At 70.4% G+C, this 15,342-nt stretch carries 14 protein-coding genes; 12 read left to right on the top strand and 2 right to left on the bottom strand.

All coding sequences use genetic code 11. The annotated features are described in order from the left end of the window. Positions 1-117 precede the first annotated feature (117 nt). Complete coding sequence (locus ACFYRY_RS19270; protein WP_389146656.1) at positions 118-774, bottom strand: bifunctional DNA primase/polymerase; 657 nt, start codon at positions 772-774, stop codon at positions 118-120. Positions 775-1,208: 434 nt separating this feature from the next. On the opposite strand from ACFYRY_RS19270, the gene ACFYRY_RS19265 reads away from it, so the two are divergent. The 5 genes from ACFYRY_RS19265 to ffh all read left to right on the top strand — a co-directional run bounded on the left by ACFYRY_RS19265 (position 1,209) and on the right by ffh (position 8,846). Beyond that, positions 1,209-2,711 carry a hypothetical protein gene (locus tag ACFYRY_RS19265; protein ID WP_389146653.1) on the top strand — a complete coding sequence of 501 codons (1,503 nt, stop codon included), beginning with the start codon at positions 1,209-1,211 and terminating at the stop codon, positions 2,709-2,711. A 326-nt stretch (positions 2,712-3,037) separates the two neighbouring features. Beyond that, the gene (locus ACFYRY_RS19260) at positions 3,038-4,378 is read left to right on the top strand and encodes an ammonium transporter (protein WP_389146650.1); all 1,341 of its coding nucleotides are present in this window, start codon (positions 3,038-3,040) and stop codon (positions 4,376-4,378) included. Then, positions 4,375-4,713 carry a P-II family nitrogen regulator gene (locus ACFYRY_RS19255; RefSeq protein WP_003997576.1) on the top strand — a complete coding sequence of 113 codons (339 nt, stop codon included), beginning with the start codon at positions 4,375-4,377 and terminating at the stop codon, positions 4,711-4,713. Before ACFYRY_RS19260 ends, ACFYRY_RS19255 begins: the two co-directional genes overlap by 4 nt. Before the next feature lie 25 nt (positions 4,714-4,738). Then, entirely contained in the window at positions 4,739-7,186 is a 2,448-nt protein-coding gene (locus ACFYRY_RS19250; RefSeq protein ID WP_389146647.1) for a [protein-PII] uridylyltransferase, read from the top strand. A gap of 109 nt (positions 7,187-7,295) precedes the next feature. Then, entirely contained in the window at positions 7,296-8,846 is a 1,551-nt protein-coding gene (gene ffh / locus ACFYRY_RS19245; protein ID WP_389146644.1) for a signal recognition particle protein, read from the top strand. 152 nt (positions 8,847-8,998) lie between these two features. Here ffh and ACFYRY_RS19240 read toward each other — a convergent pair whose 3' ends face one another. Next, entirely contained in the window at positions 8,999-9,856 is an 858-nt protein-coding gene (locus ACFYRY_RS19240) for an SAM-dependent methyltransferase (protein ID WP_389146641.1), read from the bottom strand. A 200-nt stretch (positions 9,857-10,056) separates the two neighbouring features. Here ACFYRY_RS19240 and proS point away from each other — a divergent pair, with 200 nt between their 5' ends. From proS to rplS, 7 genes are all read left to right on the top strand, one after another. Next, positions 10,057-11,472, top strand: a complete 1,416-nt coding sequence (proS, locus tag ACFYRY_RS19235) for a proline--tRNA ligase (RefSeq protein WP_389146638.1) — start codon at positions 10,057-10,059, stop codon at positions 11,470-11,472. Positions 11,473-11,732: 260 nt separating this feature from the next. Then, complete coding sequence (locus ACFYRY_RS19230) at positions 11,733-12,335, top strand: hypothetical protein (protein WP_356767464.1); 603 nt, start codon at positions 11,733-11,735, stop codon at positions 12,333-12,335. Positions 12,336-12,694: 359 nt separating this feature from the next. Next, positions 12,695-13,114, top strand: coding sequence for a 30S ribosomal protein S16 (gene rpsP / locus ACFYRY_RS19225; protein ID WP_356767462.1), 420 nt, complete (start codon positions 12,695-12,697; stop codon positions 13,112-13,114). Positions 13,115-13,119: 5 nt separating this feature from the next. Further along, positions 13,120-13,359, top strand: a complete 240-nt coding sequence (locus ACFYRY_RS19220; RefSeq protein ID WP_003973401.1) for an RNA-binding protein — start codon at positions 13,120-13,122, stop codon at positions 13,357-13,359. Positions 13,360-13,441: 82 nt separating this feature from the next. Continuing rightward, positions 13,442-14,008, top strand: coding sequence for a ribosome maturation factor RimM (rimM, locus tag ACFYRY_RS19215; protein ID WP_389146634.1), 567 nt, complete (start codon positions 13,442-13,444; stop codon positions 14,006-14,008). Further along, positions 14,008-14,841 carry a tRNA (guanosine(37)-N1)-methyltransferase TrmD gene (gene trmD, locus ACFYRY_RS19210; protein ID WP_389146631.1) on the top strand — a complete coding sequence of 278 codons (834 nt, stop codon included), beginning with the start codon at positions 14,008-14,010 and terminating at the stop codon, positions 14,839-14,841. Before rimM ends, trmD begins: the two co-directional genes overlap by 1 nt. A gap of 132 nt (positions 14,842-14,973) precedes the next feature. Beyond that, a complete protein-coding gene (rplS, locus tag ACFYRY_RS19205; RefSeq protein ID WP_356767456.1) occupies positions 14,974-15,324 on the top strand; it encodes a 50S ribosomal protein L19 in 351 nt (116 codons plus the stop codon). Positions 15,325-15,342 lie beyond the last annotated feature (18 nt).

The raw sequence follows: 15,342 nt of genomic DNA, 5'->3' as shown, positions 1-15,342 counted from the left end.
CGACCGCACCTCGGGGGCGGGCGCCGCGTCGTCCACGGCTGTGCCTCCGAGTACGGCTGTGGGTCTGAGGTACGGCCGGGAGTCTGACGTACGGCGGTGCCCTCGACGTTCGTGCGGCTACGCGGGCGACCGGTGGGCCACGTAGGCCAGCGTCCCCAGCAGCAGCCTGGCCGCCGGTGGCTTCGTCGCCGTGTCCAGGGCGGGCGGCCGCAGCCAGCGCACCGGGCCCAGGCCGCCGCGGTCGGACGGCGGGGCCGTGATGTACGTGCCGGGGCCGAGGCCGCGCAGGTCCAGGGAGGCCGGGTCGTCCCAGCCCATGCGGTAGAGAAGCTCGGTGAGGCAGGCGGCGGTGCCGGGGGCCACGAAGAAGTGGACGCGGCCCTCAGGGGTCGTGATCACCGGGCCGAGGGGCAGGCCCATGCGCTCCAGGCGGACCAGGGCGCGCCGCCCGGCGGACTCGGCCACCTCGATCACGTCGAACGCGCGGCCGACCGGCAGCATCACCGCGGCGCCGGGGAACTCCGACCAGGCCCGGGTCACCTCGTCGAGCGTGGCGCCGGCCCGGACCGGGGGAGCGAAACCGAGGGGGTGGGCGCCGGGGGCGAGGCAGTCGGCGCGACCGCATGAGCAGGCGCCCGCCGCGGCGCGCGCGCCCGGTACGACGTCCCAGCCCCAGAGTCCGGTGAACTCGGCGACGGAGGTGCACTCCGACGAGCGGCCGCGCCGACGCGAGCCGGTGCGGATCTCCCGGATGCCGCCGATCGTGAAGCCCATGCCTCCTCCAACGTGTCCGGCGCGCCGGTGGTTACGTGGCGAACGCGTTCTGTGACTCTCCGTCGCCACTTTCGAGTTCACGCGGCGTGCGGAGGTCTCCTGGGTGGTGCGCTCAGCCATGTGCGCCCCTGAACGCACCGCTCCGCCCACTCGCGCTGGTCATCTGTCAAGTGAACCGTGGGGACGTCACAGGGAGTTCATTCGAAGGGGTGGCGAATGGTGGCGTTTCCGGGATCGCCATGGCTGGACGCGTGATCGTGGGATTACGTTGAGTGCACGAGGCCTGAGGGCACATGCACTCTTGGGTATGCCGGAGGCAACCCGGTTTCCCGTTCGAAGGATGGCAACCGCCGGACGGGAAGCCGTATTTACCGGCATTCTGATAAGGCTTGGCGCACTCAGTGACAAGTGGTCTCAGGGATGGGGGCGTTCCAGTGAGCGGCAACGGCGGTAGCGAGACGGGCGCGACGACCGCGACGACGGGGACGAACACCGACAAGCGCCCCAACGAGCTGCTCACCTCGTGGTTCGTGCGCAGCGGCTGGTCCAAGGGCGAGCTGGCACGCCAAGTCAACCGGCGGGCCCGTCAGTTGGGCGCCAATCACATCTCCACCGACACCTCGCGCGTGCGCCGCTGGCTGGACGGCGAGAACCCCCGCGAACCCATTCCCCGCATCCTGTCCGAGCTGTTCTCCGAGCGGTTCGGCTGTGTCGTCTCCGTCGAGGACCTCGGACTGCGCTCCGCCCGGCAGTCACCCTCCGCGACCGGCGTCGACCTGCCCTGGACGGGCCCGCAGACCGTGGCCCTGCTCAGCGAGTTCTCGCGCAGCGACCTGATGCTGGCGCGGCGCGGCTTCCTCGGAACCTCGCTGGCCCTCTCCGCGGGCCCGTCCCTCATCGAACCCATGCAGCGCTGGCTGGTGCCCGCGCCCGCCGCCCCGCGCCCCGAGCCCGAACCGGCCTCGGCCTCGGCCCGCCGCGGTCGGCTGTCCAGGCCCGAACTGGAGTTACTGGAGTCGACCACGGTGATGTTCCGCCAGTGGGACGCCCAGTGCGGCGGCGGCCTGCGCCGCAAGGCGGTCGTCGGCCAGCTGCACGAGGTGACCGACCTCCTCCAGGAGCCCCAGCCCGAGGCCACCACCCGCAAGCTGTTCAAGGTGGCCGCCGAGCTCGCGGAACTGGCCGGCTGGATGTCGTACGACGTCGGACTGCAGCCCGCCGCGCAGAAGTACTTCGTCCTCGCCCTGCACGCCGCCAAGGAGGCGGGCGACAAACCGCTCGGCTCGTACGTGCTGTCCAGCATGAGCCGCCAGATGATCCACCTCGGGCGGCCCGAGGACGCCCTGGAGCTGATCCATCTCGCGCAGTACGGCAGCCGGGACTGCGCCGGCCCGCGCACCCAGTCCATGCTGTATGCGATGGAGGCCCGCGCCTACGCCAACATGGGGCAGCCCGGCAAGTGCAAGCGGGCGGTCCGGATGGCCGAGGACACCTTCGGTGACGTCGACGAGTGGGACGACCCGGACCCCGACTGGATCCGCTTCTTCTCCGAGGCCGAGCTGTACGGCGAGAACTCCCACTCCTACCGCGACCTCGCCTATGTCGCCGGCCGCAGCCCCACCTACGCCTCCCTCGCCGAGCCCCTGATGCGGAGGGCCGTCGAGCTCTTCGCCAAGGACGACGAGCACCAGCGGTCGTACGCACTGAACCTGATCGGAATGGCGACCGTGCACCTCCTCCAGCGGGAGCCCGAGCAGAGCACCGTGCCGGCCATGGAGGCCATGCAGATCGCCAAGAAGGTCCGCTCCGAGCGCGTGAACACTCGTATCCGAAAGACCGTCGACACGGCCGTACGCGATTTCGGCGACCTCGCCGAGGTCGTGGACCTCACCGACCAGCTGGCCGTGGAGCTGCCCGAGACCGCCGAGGCGGTCTGACGGGGCGGCGCCACCCCCTGAACCCCGGCCGCGGCCGGCCCTCCCGAACTGCCCGACTCGGCTCCCCCATGCCAGGTCATCGGAAGGCCGACCGCGGCCGGCCTGCTTCCTCCACCGAAGGTTGCGCCACGATAACGATCGACTCGGCCGAAATCCGCCAGTTCATCGACGCGTAACACACAGGGCGCCTTCGTCACGGCGGCGAAACAACGAGGGGCTTCCATCGAAATGGTGCTGCGCCAATCTCATGGCGCATAACCGGCCCACCCCTCATACCGCTCAGGCTTCGCCCGCACGGGGCCGTACCAATTGACGAGGAGACGCCGATGGCATCAGCCGCCATCACGCTTGCGGCGGAGGCACCCAAGTTGTCGTCCGCCAACACAGGCTTCATGCTTATCTGTTCCGCCCTGGTGCTGCTCATGACCCCGGGCCTGGCCTTCTTCTACGGAGGCATGGTCCGGGTCAAGAGCACCCTGAACATGCTGATGATGAGCTTCATCAGTATCGGGATCGTCACGATCCTGTGGGTCCTGTACGGATTCTCCCTTGCCTTCGGCGCGAGCAACGGCTTCATCGGCTTCAATTCCGACTGGCTGGGCCTCAGCAACATCGGCCTGACGGAGCTCTGGGACGGCTACACCATCCCGATCTTCGTGTTCATGATCTTCCAGATGATGTTCGCGGTCATCACACCGGCCCTGATCAGCGGTGCCATCGCGGACCGCGTCAAGTTCTCCGCCTGGGCGCTCTTCGTCGCCCTGTGGCTCACGATCGTCTACGTCCCGGTCGCCCACTGGGTGTGGGGTGCCGACGGCTGGGCCTACAAGCTCGGTGTGATCGACTTCGCCGGTGGTACCGCGGTCCACATCAACGCCGGTGCCGGCGCCCTCGGTGTGATCCTGGTGATCGGCAAGCGCGTCGGCTTCAAGAAGGACCCGATGCGTCCGCACAGCCTCCCGCTGGTCATGCTCGGCGCCGGTCTGCTGTGGTTCGGCTGGTTCGGCTTCAACGCCGGCTCGTGGCTGGGCAACGACGACGGCGTGGGCGCGCTGATGTTCGTCAACACGCAGGTCGCCACCGCCGCCGCGATGCTGGCCTGGCTCGCCTACGAGAAGATCCGCCACGGCGCGTTCACCACGCTGGGCGCCGCCTCCGGCGCGGTCGCCGGTCTGGTCGCCATCACCCCGTCCGGCGGTGCCATCTCCCCGCTCGGCGCGATCGCCGTCGGCGCCATCGCCGGTGTCGGCTGTGCCGCGGCCGTGGGCCTGAAGTACAAGTTCGGCTACGACGACTCCCTCGACGTGGTCGGTGTCCACATGGTCGGCGGTATCCTCGGCTCCCTGCTGATCGGCTTCTTCGCCACCGGCAAGGGCCAGTCCACCGCGACCGGCGTCTTCTACGGCGACCACTCCTTCACCCAGCTGTGGAAGCAGTTCGCCGGTGTCGGCGCGGTCCTCGCCTACTCCCTGATCGCCTCCGCGGTCCTCGCCTTCCTCCTCGACAAGACCATCGGTATGCGGGTCACCGAGGACGAGGAGATCTCCGGTATCGACCAGGCCGAGCACGCTGAGACCGCATACGACTTCAGCGGCGCCGGCGGCGGTGTCGTCGCGACCGCCGGTCCCGCCCTGGCCGCCGCGCAGAGCAAGAAGGTGGACGCATGAAGCTCATCACCGCTGTCGTCAAGCCCCACCGGCTCGACGAGATCAAGGAAGCCCTCCAGGCCTTCGGGGTCCACGGCCTGACGGTCACCGAGGCGAGCGGCTACGGTCGTCAGCGGGGCCACACCGAGGTCTACCGCGGTGCCGAGTACACCGTCGACCTGGTCCCCAAGATCCGCATCGAGGTGCTGGCCGAGGACGACGACGCCGAACAGCTGATCGACGTCATCGTCAAGGCGGCCCGCACCGGCAAGATCGGTGACGGCAAGGTCTGGTCCCTGCCGGTCGAGACGGCCGTACGGGTCCGGACCGGCGAGCGCGGCCCGGACGCGCTCTAACAGAGGAAACGACAGGAGTCGCTGGGTGACGAGTACGGGCGTGCGCATGGAAGCAGAGGACTCGGGACCCAGCGGCTACGCGGCGGCCCGGCTGCGCCTCCTCACCGAGGGGGCGCAGTCCGGGCCGCCGCGCCGTTCGGCGCTCTCCGAGCTGACGGACGACTGGCTGTCGGGGCTGTTCGGCGCCGGCGCCGAGGACCTGCGCGGGGCCTCTCTCGTCGCGGTCGGCGGATACGGCCGCGGGGAACTGTCCCCACGCAGCGACCTGGACCTTCTGCTGCTGCACGACGGCAGCGACTCCGGCGCCGTCGCCGCACTGGCCGACCGCATCTGGTACCCCGTCTGGGACCTGGGCCTGGCCCTCGACCACTCGGTCCGTACCCCCGCCGAGGCCCGCAAGACGGCCGCCGAGGACCTCAAGGTGCAGCTGGGGCTCCTTGACGCCCGCCACCTCGCCGGTGACCTGGGGCTGACCGCAGGTCTGCGGACCGCCGTCCTCGCCGACTGGCGCAACCAGGCACCGAAACGTCTCCCCGAGCTCCAGGAGCTGTGCGCGGAGCGCGCCGAACGGCAGGGGGAGCTGCAGTACCTGCTGGAGCCCGACCTGAAGGAGGCGCGAGGCGGACTGAGGGACGCCACGGCACTGCGCGCGGTCGCCGCCTCCTGGCTGGCCGACGCCCCGCGCGAGGGCCTCGACGACGCCCGGCGCCGACTCCTCGACGTGCGGGACGCCCTGCATCTGACCACGGGCCGCGCCACCGACCGGCTCGCGCTCCAGGAACAGGACCAGGTCGCCTCCGAGCTCGGCCTGCTCGACGCCGACACACTGCTGCGGCAGGTGTACGAGGCGGCGCGGGTCATCGCGTACGCCAGTGACGTCACCTGGCGCGAAGTGGGCCGCGTGCTCAGGTCCCGCGCGGTCCGGCCGCGCCTGCGCGCCATGCTGGGCGGCGGGAAACCGGTCTCCGAACGCTCACCCCTCGCGGAAGGGGTGGTGGAACAGGACGGCGAGGTGGTGCTCGCCCGCGCCGCGCGCCCCGAGCGCGATCCCGTCCTCCCGTTGCGTGCCGCGGCCGCCGCCGCGCAGGCCGGGCTCCCGCTCTCCCTGCACGCCGTGCGGCGCCTGGCCGCCGCCGTGCGCCCCCTGCCCACGCCCTGGCCCGCCGAGGCGCGCCAACAACTCGTGACCCTGCTCGGATCCGGCCCCTCCACCATCGACGTCTGGGAGGCGCTGGAGGCCGAAGGCCTGATCACCCGGCTGCTGCCCGACTGGGAGCGGGTGCGCTGCCGCCCGCAGCGCAACGCCGTGCACATCTGGACCGTCGACCGGCACCTCATCGAGACCGCCGTGCGCGCCTCCGAGTTCACCCGCCGCGTCCACCGCCCCGACCTCCTCCTGGTCGCCGCGCTGCTGCACGACATCGGCAAGGGCTGGCCCGGCGACCACTCCGTGGCCGGCGAGATCATCGCCAAGGACGTGGCCGCCCGCATCGGGTTCGACCGCGCGGACGTGAGCGTGCTCTCCACCCTGGTACGTCATCACCTGCTGCTCGTCGACACCGCCACCCGGCGTGACCTGGAGGACCCGGCCACCGTGCGCTCGGTCGCCGATGCGGTCGGCTCGCAGAGCACGCTGGAACTGCTGCACGCGCTCACCGAGGCGGACGCGCTGGCCACCGGCCCGGCCGCCTGGTCGTCCTGGCGGGGCTCGCTCGTCGCCGACCTGGTCCAGCGCGTCTCCGCGGTCCTGTCCGGCGACGCACCGGAGGACCCCGACTCCGCCGCGCCCACCGCCGAGCAGGAGCGGCTCGCCATCGAGGCGGTCGCGACCGGCGGCCCCGTCCTGTCGCTGCGCGCGCAGACCGAACCGCCGACGGGGGAGCAGCCGTCCGGCGATCCGGAACCTCTCGGCGTCGAACTCCTCATCGCCGTACCGGACCGCGGAGGCGTGCTGCCCGCGGTGGCCGGTGTGCTCGCCATGCACCGCCTCACCGTCCGCACCGCCGAACTGCGCGCCCTGGACCTGCCGGACGGCGTCGAGGACTCGGTGCTGCTGCTCAACTGGCGGGTCGCCGCCGAGTACGGCTCCCTGCCGCAGGCCGCGCGACTGCGCGCCGACCTGGTACGGGCCCTCGACGGGTCGCTGGACATCGCCGGCCGTCTCGCCGAACGGGACGCCGCGTATCCGCGCCGCCGGGGCGTCGTGGCTCCCCCCGCGCGGGTGTCGGTCGCCCCGGCCGCGTCCCGGCTGGCGACCGTGATCGAGGTCCGCGCCCATGACGCCCCCGGTCTGCTGCACCGGATCGGGCGGGCCCTGGACGAGGCGAAGGTCCGGGTGCGCAGCATGCACGTCTCGACGCTGGGTGCCAACGCCGTGGACGCCTTCTACGTGACCGGCCCCGAAGGGGCGCCGCTGCCCAGCGAAGAGGCGGCCCTGGTGGCGCGGCGACTGGAGGAGACACTCCGCGGCTGACCGGCCAGGACCCGGTCTTCGACCGACCGTGACCCGCTCCGGTGGAGGCGGGATACCCTGGAGGGCGATTCGAAGCCAGCCACCGACGACCCCGAGGACCGCGAGCGCCGTGTTCGATACTCTTTCCGATCGCCTCTCAGCGACCTTCAAGAACCTGCGCGGCAAAGGACGGCTCTCCGAAGCGGACATCGACGCCACCGCGCGCGACATCCGCATCGCGCTCCTCGAAGCGGATGTCGCCCTGCCGGTGGTGCGGACGTTCATCAAGAACGTCAAGGAGCGCGCCCTCGGCGCCGATGTCTCCAAGGCGCTGAACCCGGCCCAGCAGGTCCTGAAGATCGTCAACGAGGAACTCGTCACGATCCTCGGCGGCGAGACCAGGCGCCTGCGCTTCGCCAAGCAGCCGCCGACCGTGATCATGCTGGCGGGTCTGCAGGGTGCCGGTAAGACCACCCTCGCGGGCAAGCTCGGCCGCTGGCTGAAGGAGCAGGGCCACTCGCCCATCCTGGTCGCCGCCGACCTCCAGCGCCCGAACGCCGTGAACCAGCTCAGCGTGGTCGCCGAGCGCGCGGGCGTCGCCGTGTACGCCCCCGAGCCGGGCAACGGCGTGGGCGACCCGGTGAAGGTCGCCAAGGACTCCATCGACTTCGCCCGGTCCAAGGTCCACGACATCGTGATCGTGGACACCGCCGGCCGCCTCGGCATCGACGCCGAGATGATGCAGCAGGCCGCGGACATCCGGGACGCGGTCTCACCCGACGAGATCCTGTTCGTCGTGGACGCGATGATCGGTCAGGACGCGGTCAACACCGCCGAGGCCTTCCGGGACGGCGTCGGCTTCGACGGCGTGGTCCTCTCCAAGCTCGACGGTGACGCCCGCGGTGGTGCCGCCCTGTCGATCGCCTCGGTCACCGGCAAGCCGATCATGTTCGCGTCGAACGGCGAGAAGCTCGAGGACTTCGACGCGTTCCACCCGGACCGGATGGCCTCCCGCATCCTCGACATGGGTGACCTGCTCACCCTGATCGAGCAGGCGGAGAAGACGTTCAGCCAGGAAGAGGCCCAGAAAATGGCCTCCAAGCTGGCGTCCAAGAAGGGCCAGGAGTTCACCCTCGACGACTTCCTGGCGCAGATGGAGCAGGTCCGCAAGATGGGCTCCATCTCCAAGCTGCTCGGCATGCTCCCGGGCATGGGGCAGATCAAGGACCAGATCAACAACCTCGACGAGCGCGATGTCGACCGCACGGCCGCGATCATCAAGTCGATGACCCCGGCCGAGCGCCACGAGCCGACAATCATCAACGGCTCCCGCCGTGCCCGTATCGCCAAGGGTTCCGGTGTCGACGTCAGCGCCGTCAAGAACCTGGTCGAGCGGTTCTTCGAGGCGCGCAAGATGATGTCCCGCATGGCCCAGGGCGGCGGCATGCCCGGTATGCCGGGGGTTCCGGGCATGGGCGGCGGACCCGGCCGGTCCAAGAAGCAGCCGAAGAAGGCCAAGGGCAAGCAGCGCTCCGGCAACCCGATGAAGCGCAAGCAGCAGGAGCAGGAGGAGGCCGCGCGCCGCGCCGCCGCGGCCGAGGGCGGCGCCTTCGGCGTGCCGGGCCAGCAGGCCCCGCAGGACTTCGAACTGCCTGACGAGTTCAAGAAGTTCATGGGCTGACGCTGTTGTACGGGGCTCGTGACCGAGCCCGTCCGTACGTCGCCGGGGGTGCCCCTCCTCTCAGGGAGGCGCACCCCCGTGGCTTTCGGCCAATCTGCTCCTGAGAGCCACCGGCTCCGACGCCACGGTCCGCCGACGTCCGCCGCCGCGGTCTACGGCACCCGCGCGATCAGGTACCGGAACACGTTCGGCATCCACACCGTGCCGTCCCGGCGCTGATACGGATGCAGCGCCTCCGTCAACTCCTTGTCCACCTGCGCCTGGTCGGTCGCCGAGATCGCCGCGTCGAAGAGCCCCGTAGACAGCAGCCCCCGCAGGGCACTCGCGGTGTCGGCGTACCCGAACGGGCAGGCGACCCGGCCGGAACCGTCCGGCTTGAGGCCCGCCCGGTGGGCGACCTCCTCCAGGTCGTCGCGGAGGGCGGGACGCCAGCCGGCCGTGCCCCGCAGCCCATCCGCCAGTCCGGTGGCCACCCGCAGCACGGACGTCGTGGCACAGCGCTCCGGCGGACCCCAGCCGGCCAGCACCACGGGCGCCCCGCGCTCGGCCCGCGGCGTCGCCGAGGCGAGCAGCTCACGGAGCCCCTCCGAGTCACCCGCGAGACACCCGATGGGCTCGAAGGCGGTCACCAGGTTGTACGCGGGCGACCCCGCGTCGGCCGCGTCCTCGGGCGTTCCCGCCACGAGCCGGACCTCACCACGCGCCCGGCCACCCCGCGCCTCCGGCAACAGCCGCTCACGCGCGAGGGCGAGCCTTTCGGGGGAGGAGCCGTCGACACCGGTGACCGTGGCGCCTCTGGAGGCCGCCATCAGCAGGGCGAGCCCGGAACCGCAGCCGAGCCCCAACAGTCGCGTGCGCGGGCCCACGTCGAGTCGCTCGTGGACGGCCTCGTAGAGCGGTACCAGCATCCGCTCCTGGATCTCGGACCAGTCACGCGCGCGTGCACCGCGGTCCGGACGGAAGGCCTCTCCCGTGTCGGGCCGATGCTGCCGCACGAGCGTAGGTGTCATAGGTAAGCGCCCCAATCCGCCGAGAGTTTTCTCCTGTGCCCGTTTGCTGAGCCCCCGTGCAGTGCGCTCGCACATCCCCCGTATGCCAGGTAACTCCGCACTCGACCGTGCGTCCAGGGTTTGTCGAGTCCCGCTTGAGAGTGGACTGTGCCAGTGGCGAGATTTCACATTCCGGCAACCTGGACCCGTACCATCGCGCCATGGCAAAGGCACCCGTTCTCACCCCGCGGGCGGAAGACTTCCCGCGCTGGTACCAGGATCTGATCGCCAAGGCCGAGTTGGCCGACAACGGGCCGGTGCGCGGCACCATGGTGATCCGACCGTACGGGTACGGACTGTGGGAGCGGATGCAGGCCGAGATGGACGCCCGGATCAAGGCGACGGGCACGCAGAACGCGTACTTCCCGCTGCTGATCCCGCAGTCGTACCTCACCCGCGAGGCCGACCACGTCGAGGGCTTCGCGCCGGAACTCGCGGTCGTCACCCACGGCGGCGGCAACGAGCTGGAGGAGCCGGCGGTGGTCCGCCCCACCTCCGAGATGATCGTCAACGACTACTTCTCGAAGTGGGTGCAGAGCTACCGCGACCTGCCTCTCCTGATCAACCAGTGGGCGAACGTGGTCCGTTGGGAGCTGCGCCCCCGTCTGTTCCTGCGGACGACCGAGTTCCTGTGGCAGGAAGGCCACACCGCGCACGCCACCTACGAGGAGGCCCGCGACTTCGCCTCCCACATCCACCGCGAGGTCTACGAGGACTTCATGGTGAACGTCCTCGCGATGGACGTCGTCCCCGGCCGCAAGACCGTCAGGGAGCGGTTCGCCGGCGCCGTCAACACCCTCACCCTCGAAGGGATGATGGGCGACGGCAAGGCCCTGCAGATGGCCACCAGTCACGAGCTGGGCCAGAACTTCGCCCAGGCCTTCAACACCCGGTACCTGTCGAAGGAGGGCACGCAGGAACTGGTGTGGCAGACCTCCTGGGGATCCACCACCCGCATGATCGGCGCCCTGGTGATGATGCACGGCGACGACAACGGCCTGCGTGTCCCGCCGCGCCTCGCCCAGACCCAGGTAGTCGTCCTCGCCATCAAGGGCGACGAGACGGTTCTGGCCAAGGTCCGCGACATCGGCGATCAGTTGCGGGCGGCGGGGCTGCGCGTCCACGTCGACGACCGCACCGACACGCCGTTCGGGCGCCGGGCCGTCGACTGGGAGCTGAAGGGCGTGCCGGTGCGCGTCGAGGTCGGGCCCCGTGACCTGGAGAACGGCACCGCGATGCTGGCGCGGCGGATCCCGGGAGGCAAGGAGGCGGTGTCCCTGGACGCGCTCGCGGGACTGCTCCCCTCCGTCCTGGAGGAGGACCAGGCGCTGCTGCTGAGGCAGGCCCGCGAGCGCCGGGAGTCCCGCACCTCCGACGTGTCCACGATCGAGGAGGCCGTCGAGGTGGCAGGCGCGGGTGGCTGGGCGCGCGTCCCGTGGGCGGTGCTCGGCGAGGAAGGCGAGGCCAGGCTGGCAGAGCACGCCGTGACCGTACGGTGTCTGGTCGCCGAGGACGGGTCGGTGCCGGAGGCCGACGAGGCGCCCGGTAACGTCGCGATCGTCGCGCGCGCTTACTGAGGTAGCGCCTTCCGGCGGCAGAGCGACCGAAACGTCTCTTGCGCAACGGCTGACCACAGCTACCCCGGCGCGTGGACACGATCTACGCGCCGGGTCCTACGTCAGACTACGCACCAGCTTGGTATGAGCTGTGAGGCTTCTCCGCAGATCAGCGTACCCGCCCTCGTCAGGACGCATCAGTGGCAACTGACGGGTACGTGCAAATTATTTGGGATGCCCCGTAATAGGAACACAGCGGCACCCTGGCTCGTTGTCATTACGTGAGCACGACACAGACACCACCTGTTCTCGCCGCAGAGCTGGCACAGGCGTGGGCCGACATTCAGCGGTACCACCCCGAGCTGCCCGATCTTGCCGCGCCAGAGTCCCTGATCGGGGAGTCGTCGTCCGCGTGCGGTCACGAGCTCTCCTTCGAGCGACTGCTTCACGAGGCAGTCCATGGCATCGCCGCCTCGCGCGGCATCCGCGACACCTCCCGTGCGGGCCGCTACCACAACCGGAGATTCCTCGCGATCGCCGAGGAGATGGGCCTGGACCACCCCGAGGAACCGCACCCCAGCAGCGGTTTCTCGCTGGTCGCGCTCAACCCCGAGGCGAAGCGCCGTTACCGGCCGACCATCGAGCGCCTCCAGCGGGCTCTCAAGGCCCACACGGCCGCGACCGCCGCGGACACCGCCCGCTCCTTCCGCGGCCCGGCCGCCCGTCACGGTTCCTCCGGTGGCGGCGTCCGCGTCAAGGCCGTCTGCGACTGCGGCCGCAACGTCCGGGTCGTCCCGTCGGTCCTGGCCCAGGCCCCGATCGTGTGCGGCGGTTGCGGGAAGCCGTTCAGAATCCCGGAGGTCGTGGGCGCGGCGGCGAGCTGAGGCGATCGCGGGCGCGAACCGACGCCCCGCGCGAACGGGTACCGGCATCTCGTGGCTGCCGGACGAGCCCGGGGCGTGGGTGTGGGTGCCGCCGCACAGAAGCGGCGGCACCACGGCACCGGGCCGTGCGACCGCGCTGAGGCACCCGAAGGGCCGGGTGCCTCTCAGGGCTGCCCAGTCCCAGGCGGCCCCGGTCCGGAGCGACCCGCGGCGTGTGGCACAATGGCTAGCTGTACTCGACAGCCGCACAGGAACCCTCTCGCCTCCGGCTGACGCGTCCATCGGGCACTCGGGTACCGCAACCCCACGCGGCCTTCTCGCCGTGCCCAACCACGTCAAAATCAGGAGAACCCACTCCCGTGGCAGTCAAGATCAAGCTGAAGCGTCTGGGCAAGATCCGTTCGCCTCACTACCGCATCGTCGTCGCCGACTCCCGCACCCGTCGTGACGGTCGTGCGATCGAGGAGATCGGCCTGTACCACCCGGTGCAGAACCCCTCGCGCATGGAGGTCGACGCCGAGCGCGTGGCCTACTGGCTCTCCGTCGGCGCCCAGCCGACCGAGCCCGTGCTCGCCATCCTGAAGAAGACCGGCGACTGGCAGAAGTTCAAGGGCGAGCCCGCCCCGGCTCCGCTGCTGCAGCCGTCCGAGAAGGCCGCGCGTCCGCTGTTCGAGGCCCTCGGCGGCGACGACGAGGGCAAGGGTGAGGCGATCACCCAGAAGAAGAAGGCTGAGAAGAAGGACGAGGCTCCTGCCGAGTCCCAGTCCACCGAGGCCTGAGCAGCATGCTCGAAGAGGCGCTTGAGCACCTCGTGAAGGGCATCGTCGACAACCCTGACGACGTGCAGGTCGCCTCGCGCAACCTGCGTCGTGGGCGTGTCCTGGAAGTCCGGGTTCACCCGGACGACCTCGGCAAGGTGATCGGCCGCAACGGCCGCACAGCGCGCGCCCTGCGTACCGTCGTGGGCGCCATCGGCGGCCGCGGTGTCCGTGTCGACCTCGTCGACGTGGACCACGTCCGCTGACGCATCGCAGCACCGGCTCGGGCCGGGGAGGGCCACTGGGCCGTCCCCGGCCCGTCGTCGTAGATCAGGAGAAGCAAGCACAGTGCAGCTGGTAGTCGCTCGCATCGGCCGTGCCCACGGCATCAAGGGCGAGGTCACCGTAGAGGTCCGCACCGACGAGCCGGAACTGAGGCTCGGGCCCGGCGCCGTACTGCTCACGGACCCCGCCTCGACGGGCCCGCTCACCATCGAGACCGGTCGCGTCCACAGCGGCCGCCTCCTTCTGCGTTTCGAGGGCGTGAAGGACCGCACCGCCGCCGAGGCCCTGCGCAACACCCTCCTCATCGCGGAGGTGGATCCGGAGGTGCTCCCCGAGGAGGAGGACGAGTACTACGACCACCAGCTGATGGACCTGGACGTGGTGACCAAGGAAGGCGTCGAGGTCGGCCGGATCACCGAGATCTCGCACCTGCCCTCGCAGGACCTGTTCATCGTGGAGCGTCCGGACGGCAGCGAGGTGCTGATCCCGTTCGTCGAGGAGATCGTCACGGAGATCGACCTGGAGGAACAGAGGGCCGTCATCGACCCCCCTCCCGGCCTGATCGACGACCAGACCGACGACGACGAGGTCGCCGACGAGTCCGGCACTTCCTCGCGAGAAGAGTCCTGATGCGCCTCGACGTCGTCACGATCTTCCCCGAGTACCTGGAGCCGCTGAACGTCTCCCTCGTCGGCAAGGCGCGCACGCGTGGGCAGCTGAACGTGCACGTCCACGACCTGCGCGAGTGGACCTACGACCGCCACAACACGGTCGACGACACCCCGTACGGCGGCGGTCCGGGCATGGTCATGAAGACCGGCCCCTGGGGCGACGCGCTGGACTGTGTCCTGGCGGACGGCTATGAGTCGGGCTCGCACACGCCCGCCCTGATCGTCCCCACGCCCAGCGGCCGGCCCTTCACCCAGGAACTCGCCGTCGAACTGTCCGAGCGCCCCTGGCTCGTCTTCACGCCCGCCCGCTACGAGGGCATCGACCGCCGCGTGATCGACGAGTACGCGAGGCGGATGCCGGTGTACGAGGTCTCCATCGGCGACTACGTCCTGGCCGGCGGCGAGGCTGCCGTACTCGTCATCACGGAGGCCGTGGCGCGGCTGCTGCCCGGTGTTCTCGGCAACGCCGAGTCCCATCGCGACGACTCCTTCGCGCCCGGCGCCATGGCCAACCTCCTGGAGGGCCCCGTCTACACCAAGCCGCCCGAGTGGCGCGGGCGAGGGATACCCGACGTGCTGCTCAGCGGTCACCACGGCAAGATCGCCCGCTGGCGGCGCGACGAGGCACTCCGGCGTACGGCGGCCCACCGGCCCGACCTCATCGAGCGCTGCGACCCCAAGGCCTTCGACAAGAAGGACCGCGAGATGCTCTCCATCCTGGGCTGGGCACCCGACCCGGCGGGGGAGCCGTACGGCCGATTTTGGCGCAGGCCAGAAGGCATGGAACAATAGGTCGCTGTTGTGCGCCGTCCGGCGTGCGCCCCTGCCGCAGGGGGACACGACGCTCGCCCCGACGTGGACAGCATCCTTCCGAAACCTATGTGCCGTTGATGACCTGTGGCATCAGCGAAGAAAGCAGACGAAATGTCTCACCTGCTCGACATTGTCGACAACGCGTCGCTGCGCGACGACGTCCCGGCCTTCCGCCCGGGTGACACCGTCAACGTCCACGTGCGTGTCATCGAGGGCAACCGCTCCCGTGTGCAGCAGTTCAAGGGCGTCGTCATCCGTCGCCAGGGCGCCGGTGTCCGCGAGACCTTCACGGTCCGCAAGGTCTCCTTCTCCGTCGGCGTCGAGCGCACCTTCCCGGTGCACACCCCGATCGTCGAGAAGATCGAGCTCGTCACCCGCGGTGACGTGCGTCGCGCCAAGCTCTACTACCTGCGCGAGCTGCGCGGCAAGGCCGCGAAGATCAAGGAGAAGCGCGAGAGCTGATCTCGCGCGGGGGTCCAC

The organism is Streptomyces sp. NPDC005263, assembly GCF_042872365.1.
GTDB lineage: Bacteria > Actinomycetota > Actinomycetes > Streptomycetales > Streptomycetaceae > Streptomyces.
This window is presented reverse-complemented; position numbering and strand designations above follow the sequence as displayed.

Coding starts and splice junctions, on each gene's coding strand:
- ACFYRY_RS19270 (WP_389146656.1), bottom strand. CDS start 774: ATGGGCTTCACGATCGGCGGCATCCGGGAGATCCGCACCGGCTCGCGT.
- ACFYRY_RS19240 (WP_389146641.1), bottom strand. CDS start 9,856: ATGACACCTACGCTCGTGCGGCAGCATCGGCCCGACACGGGAGAGGCC.
- ACFYRY_RS19255 (WP_003997576.1), top strand. CDS start 4,375: ATGAAGCTCATCACCGCTGTCGTCAAGCCCCACCGGCTCGACGAGATC.
- rplS (WP_356767456.1), top strand. CDS start 14,974: ATGTCTCACCTGCTCGACATTGTCGACAACGCGTCGCTGCGCGACGAC.
- proS (WP_389146638.1), top strand. CDS start 10,057: ATGGCAAAGGCACCCGTTCTCACCCCGCGGGCGGAAGACTTCCCGCGC.
- trmD (WP_389146631.1), top strand. CDS start 14,008: ATGCGCCTCGACGTCGTCACGATCTTCCCCGAGTACCTGGAGCCGCTG.
- ACFYRY_RS19260 (WP_389146650.1), top strand. CDS start 3,038: ATGGCATCAGCCGCCATCACGCTTGCGGCGGAGGCACCCAAGTTGTCG.
- ACFYRY_RS19220 (WP_003973401.1), top strand. CDS start 13,120: ATGCTCGAAGAGGCGCTTGAGCACCTCGTGAAGGGCATCGTCGACAAC.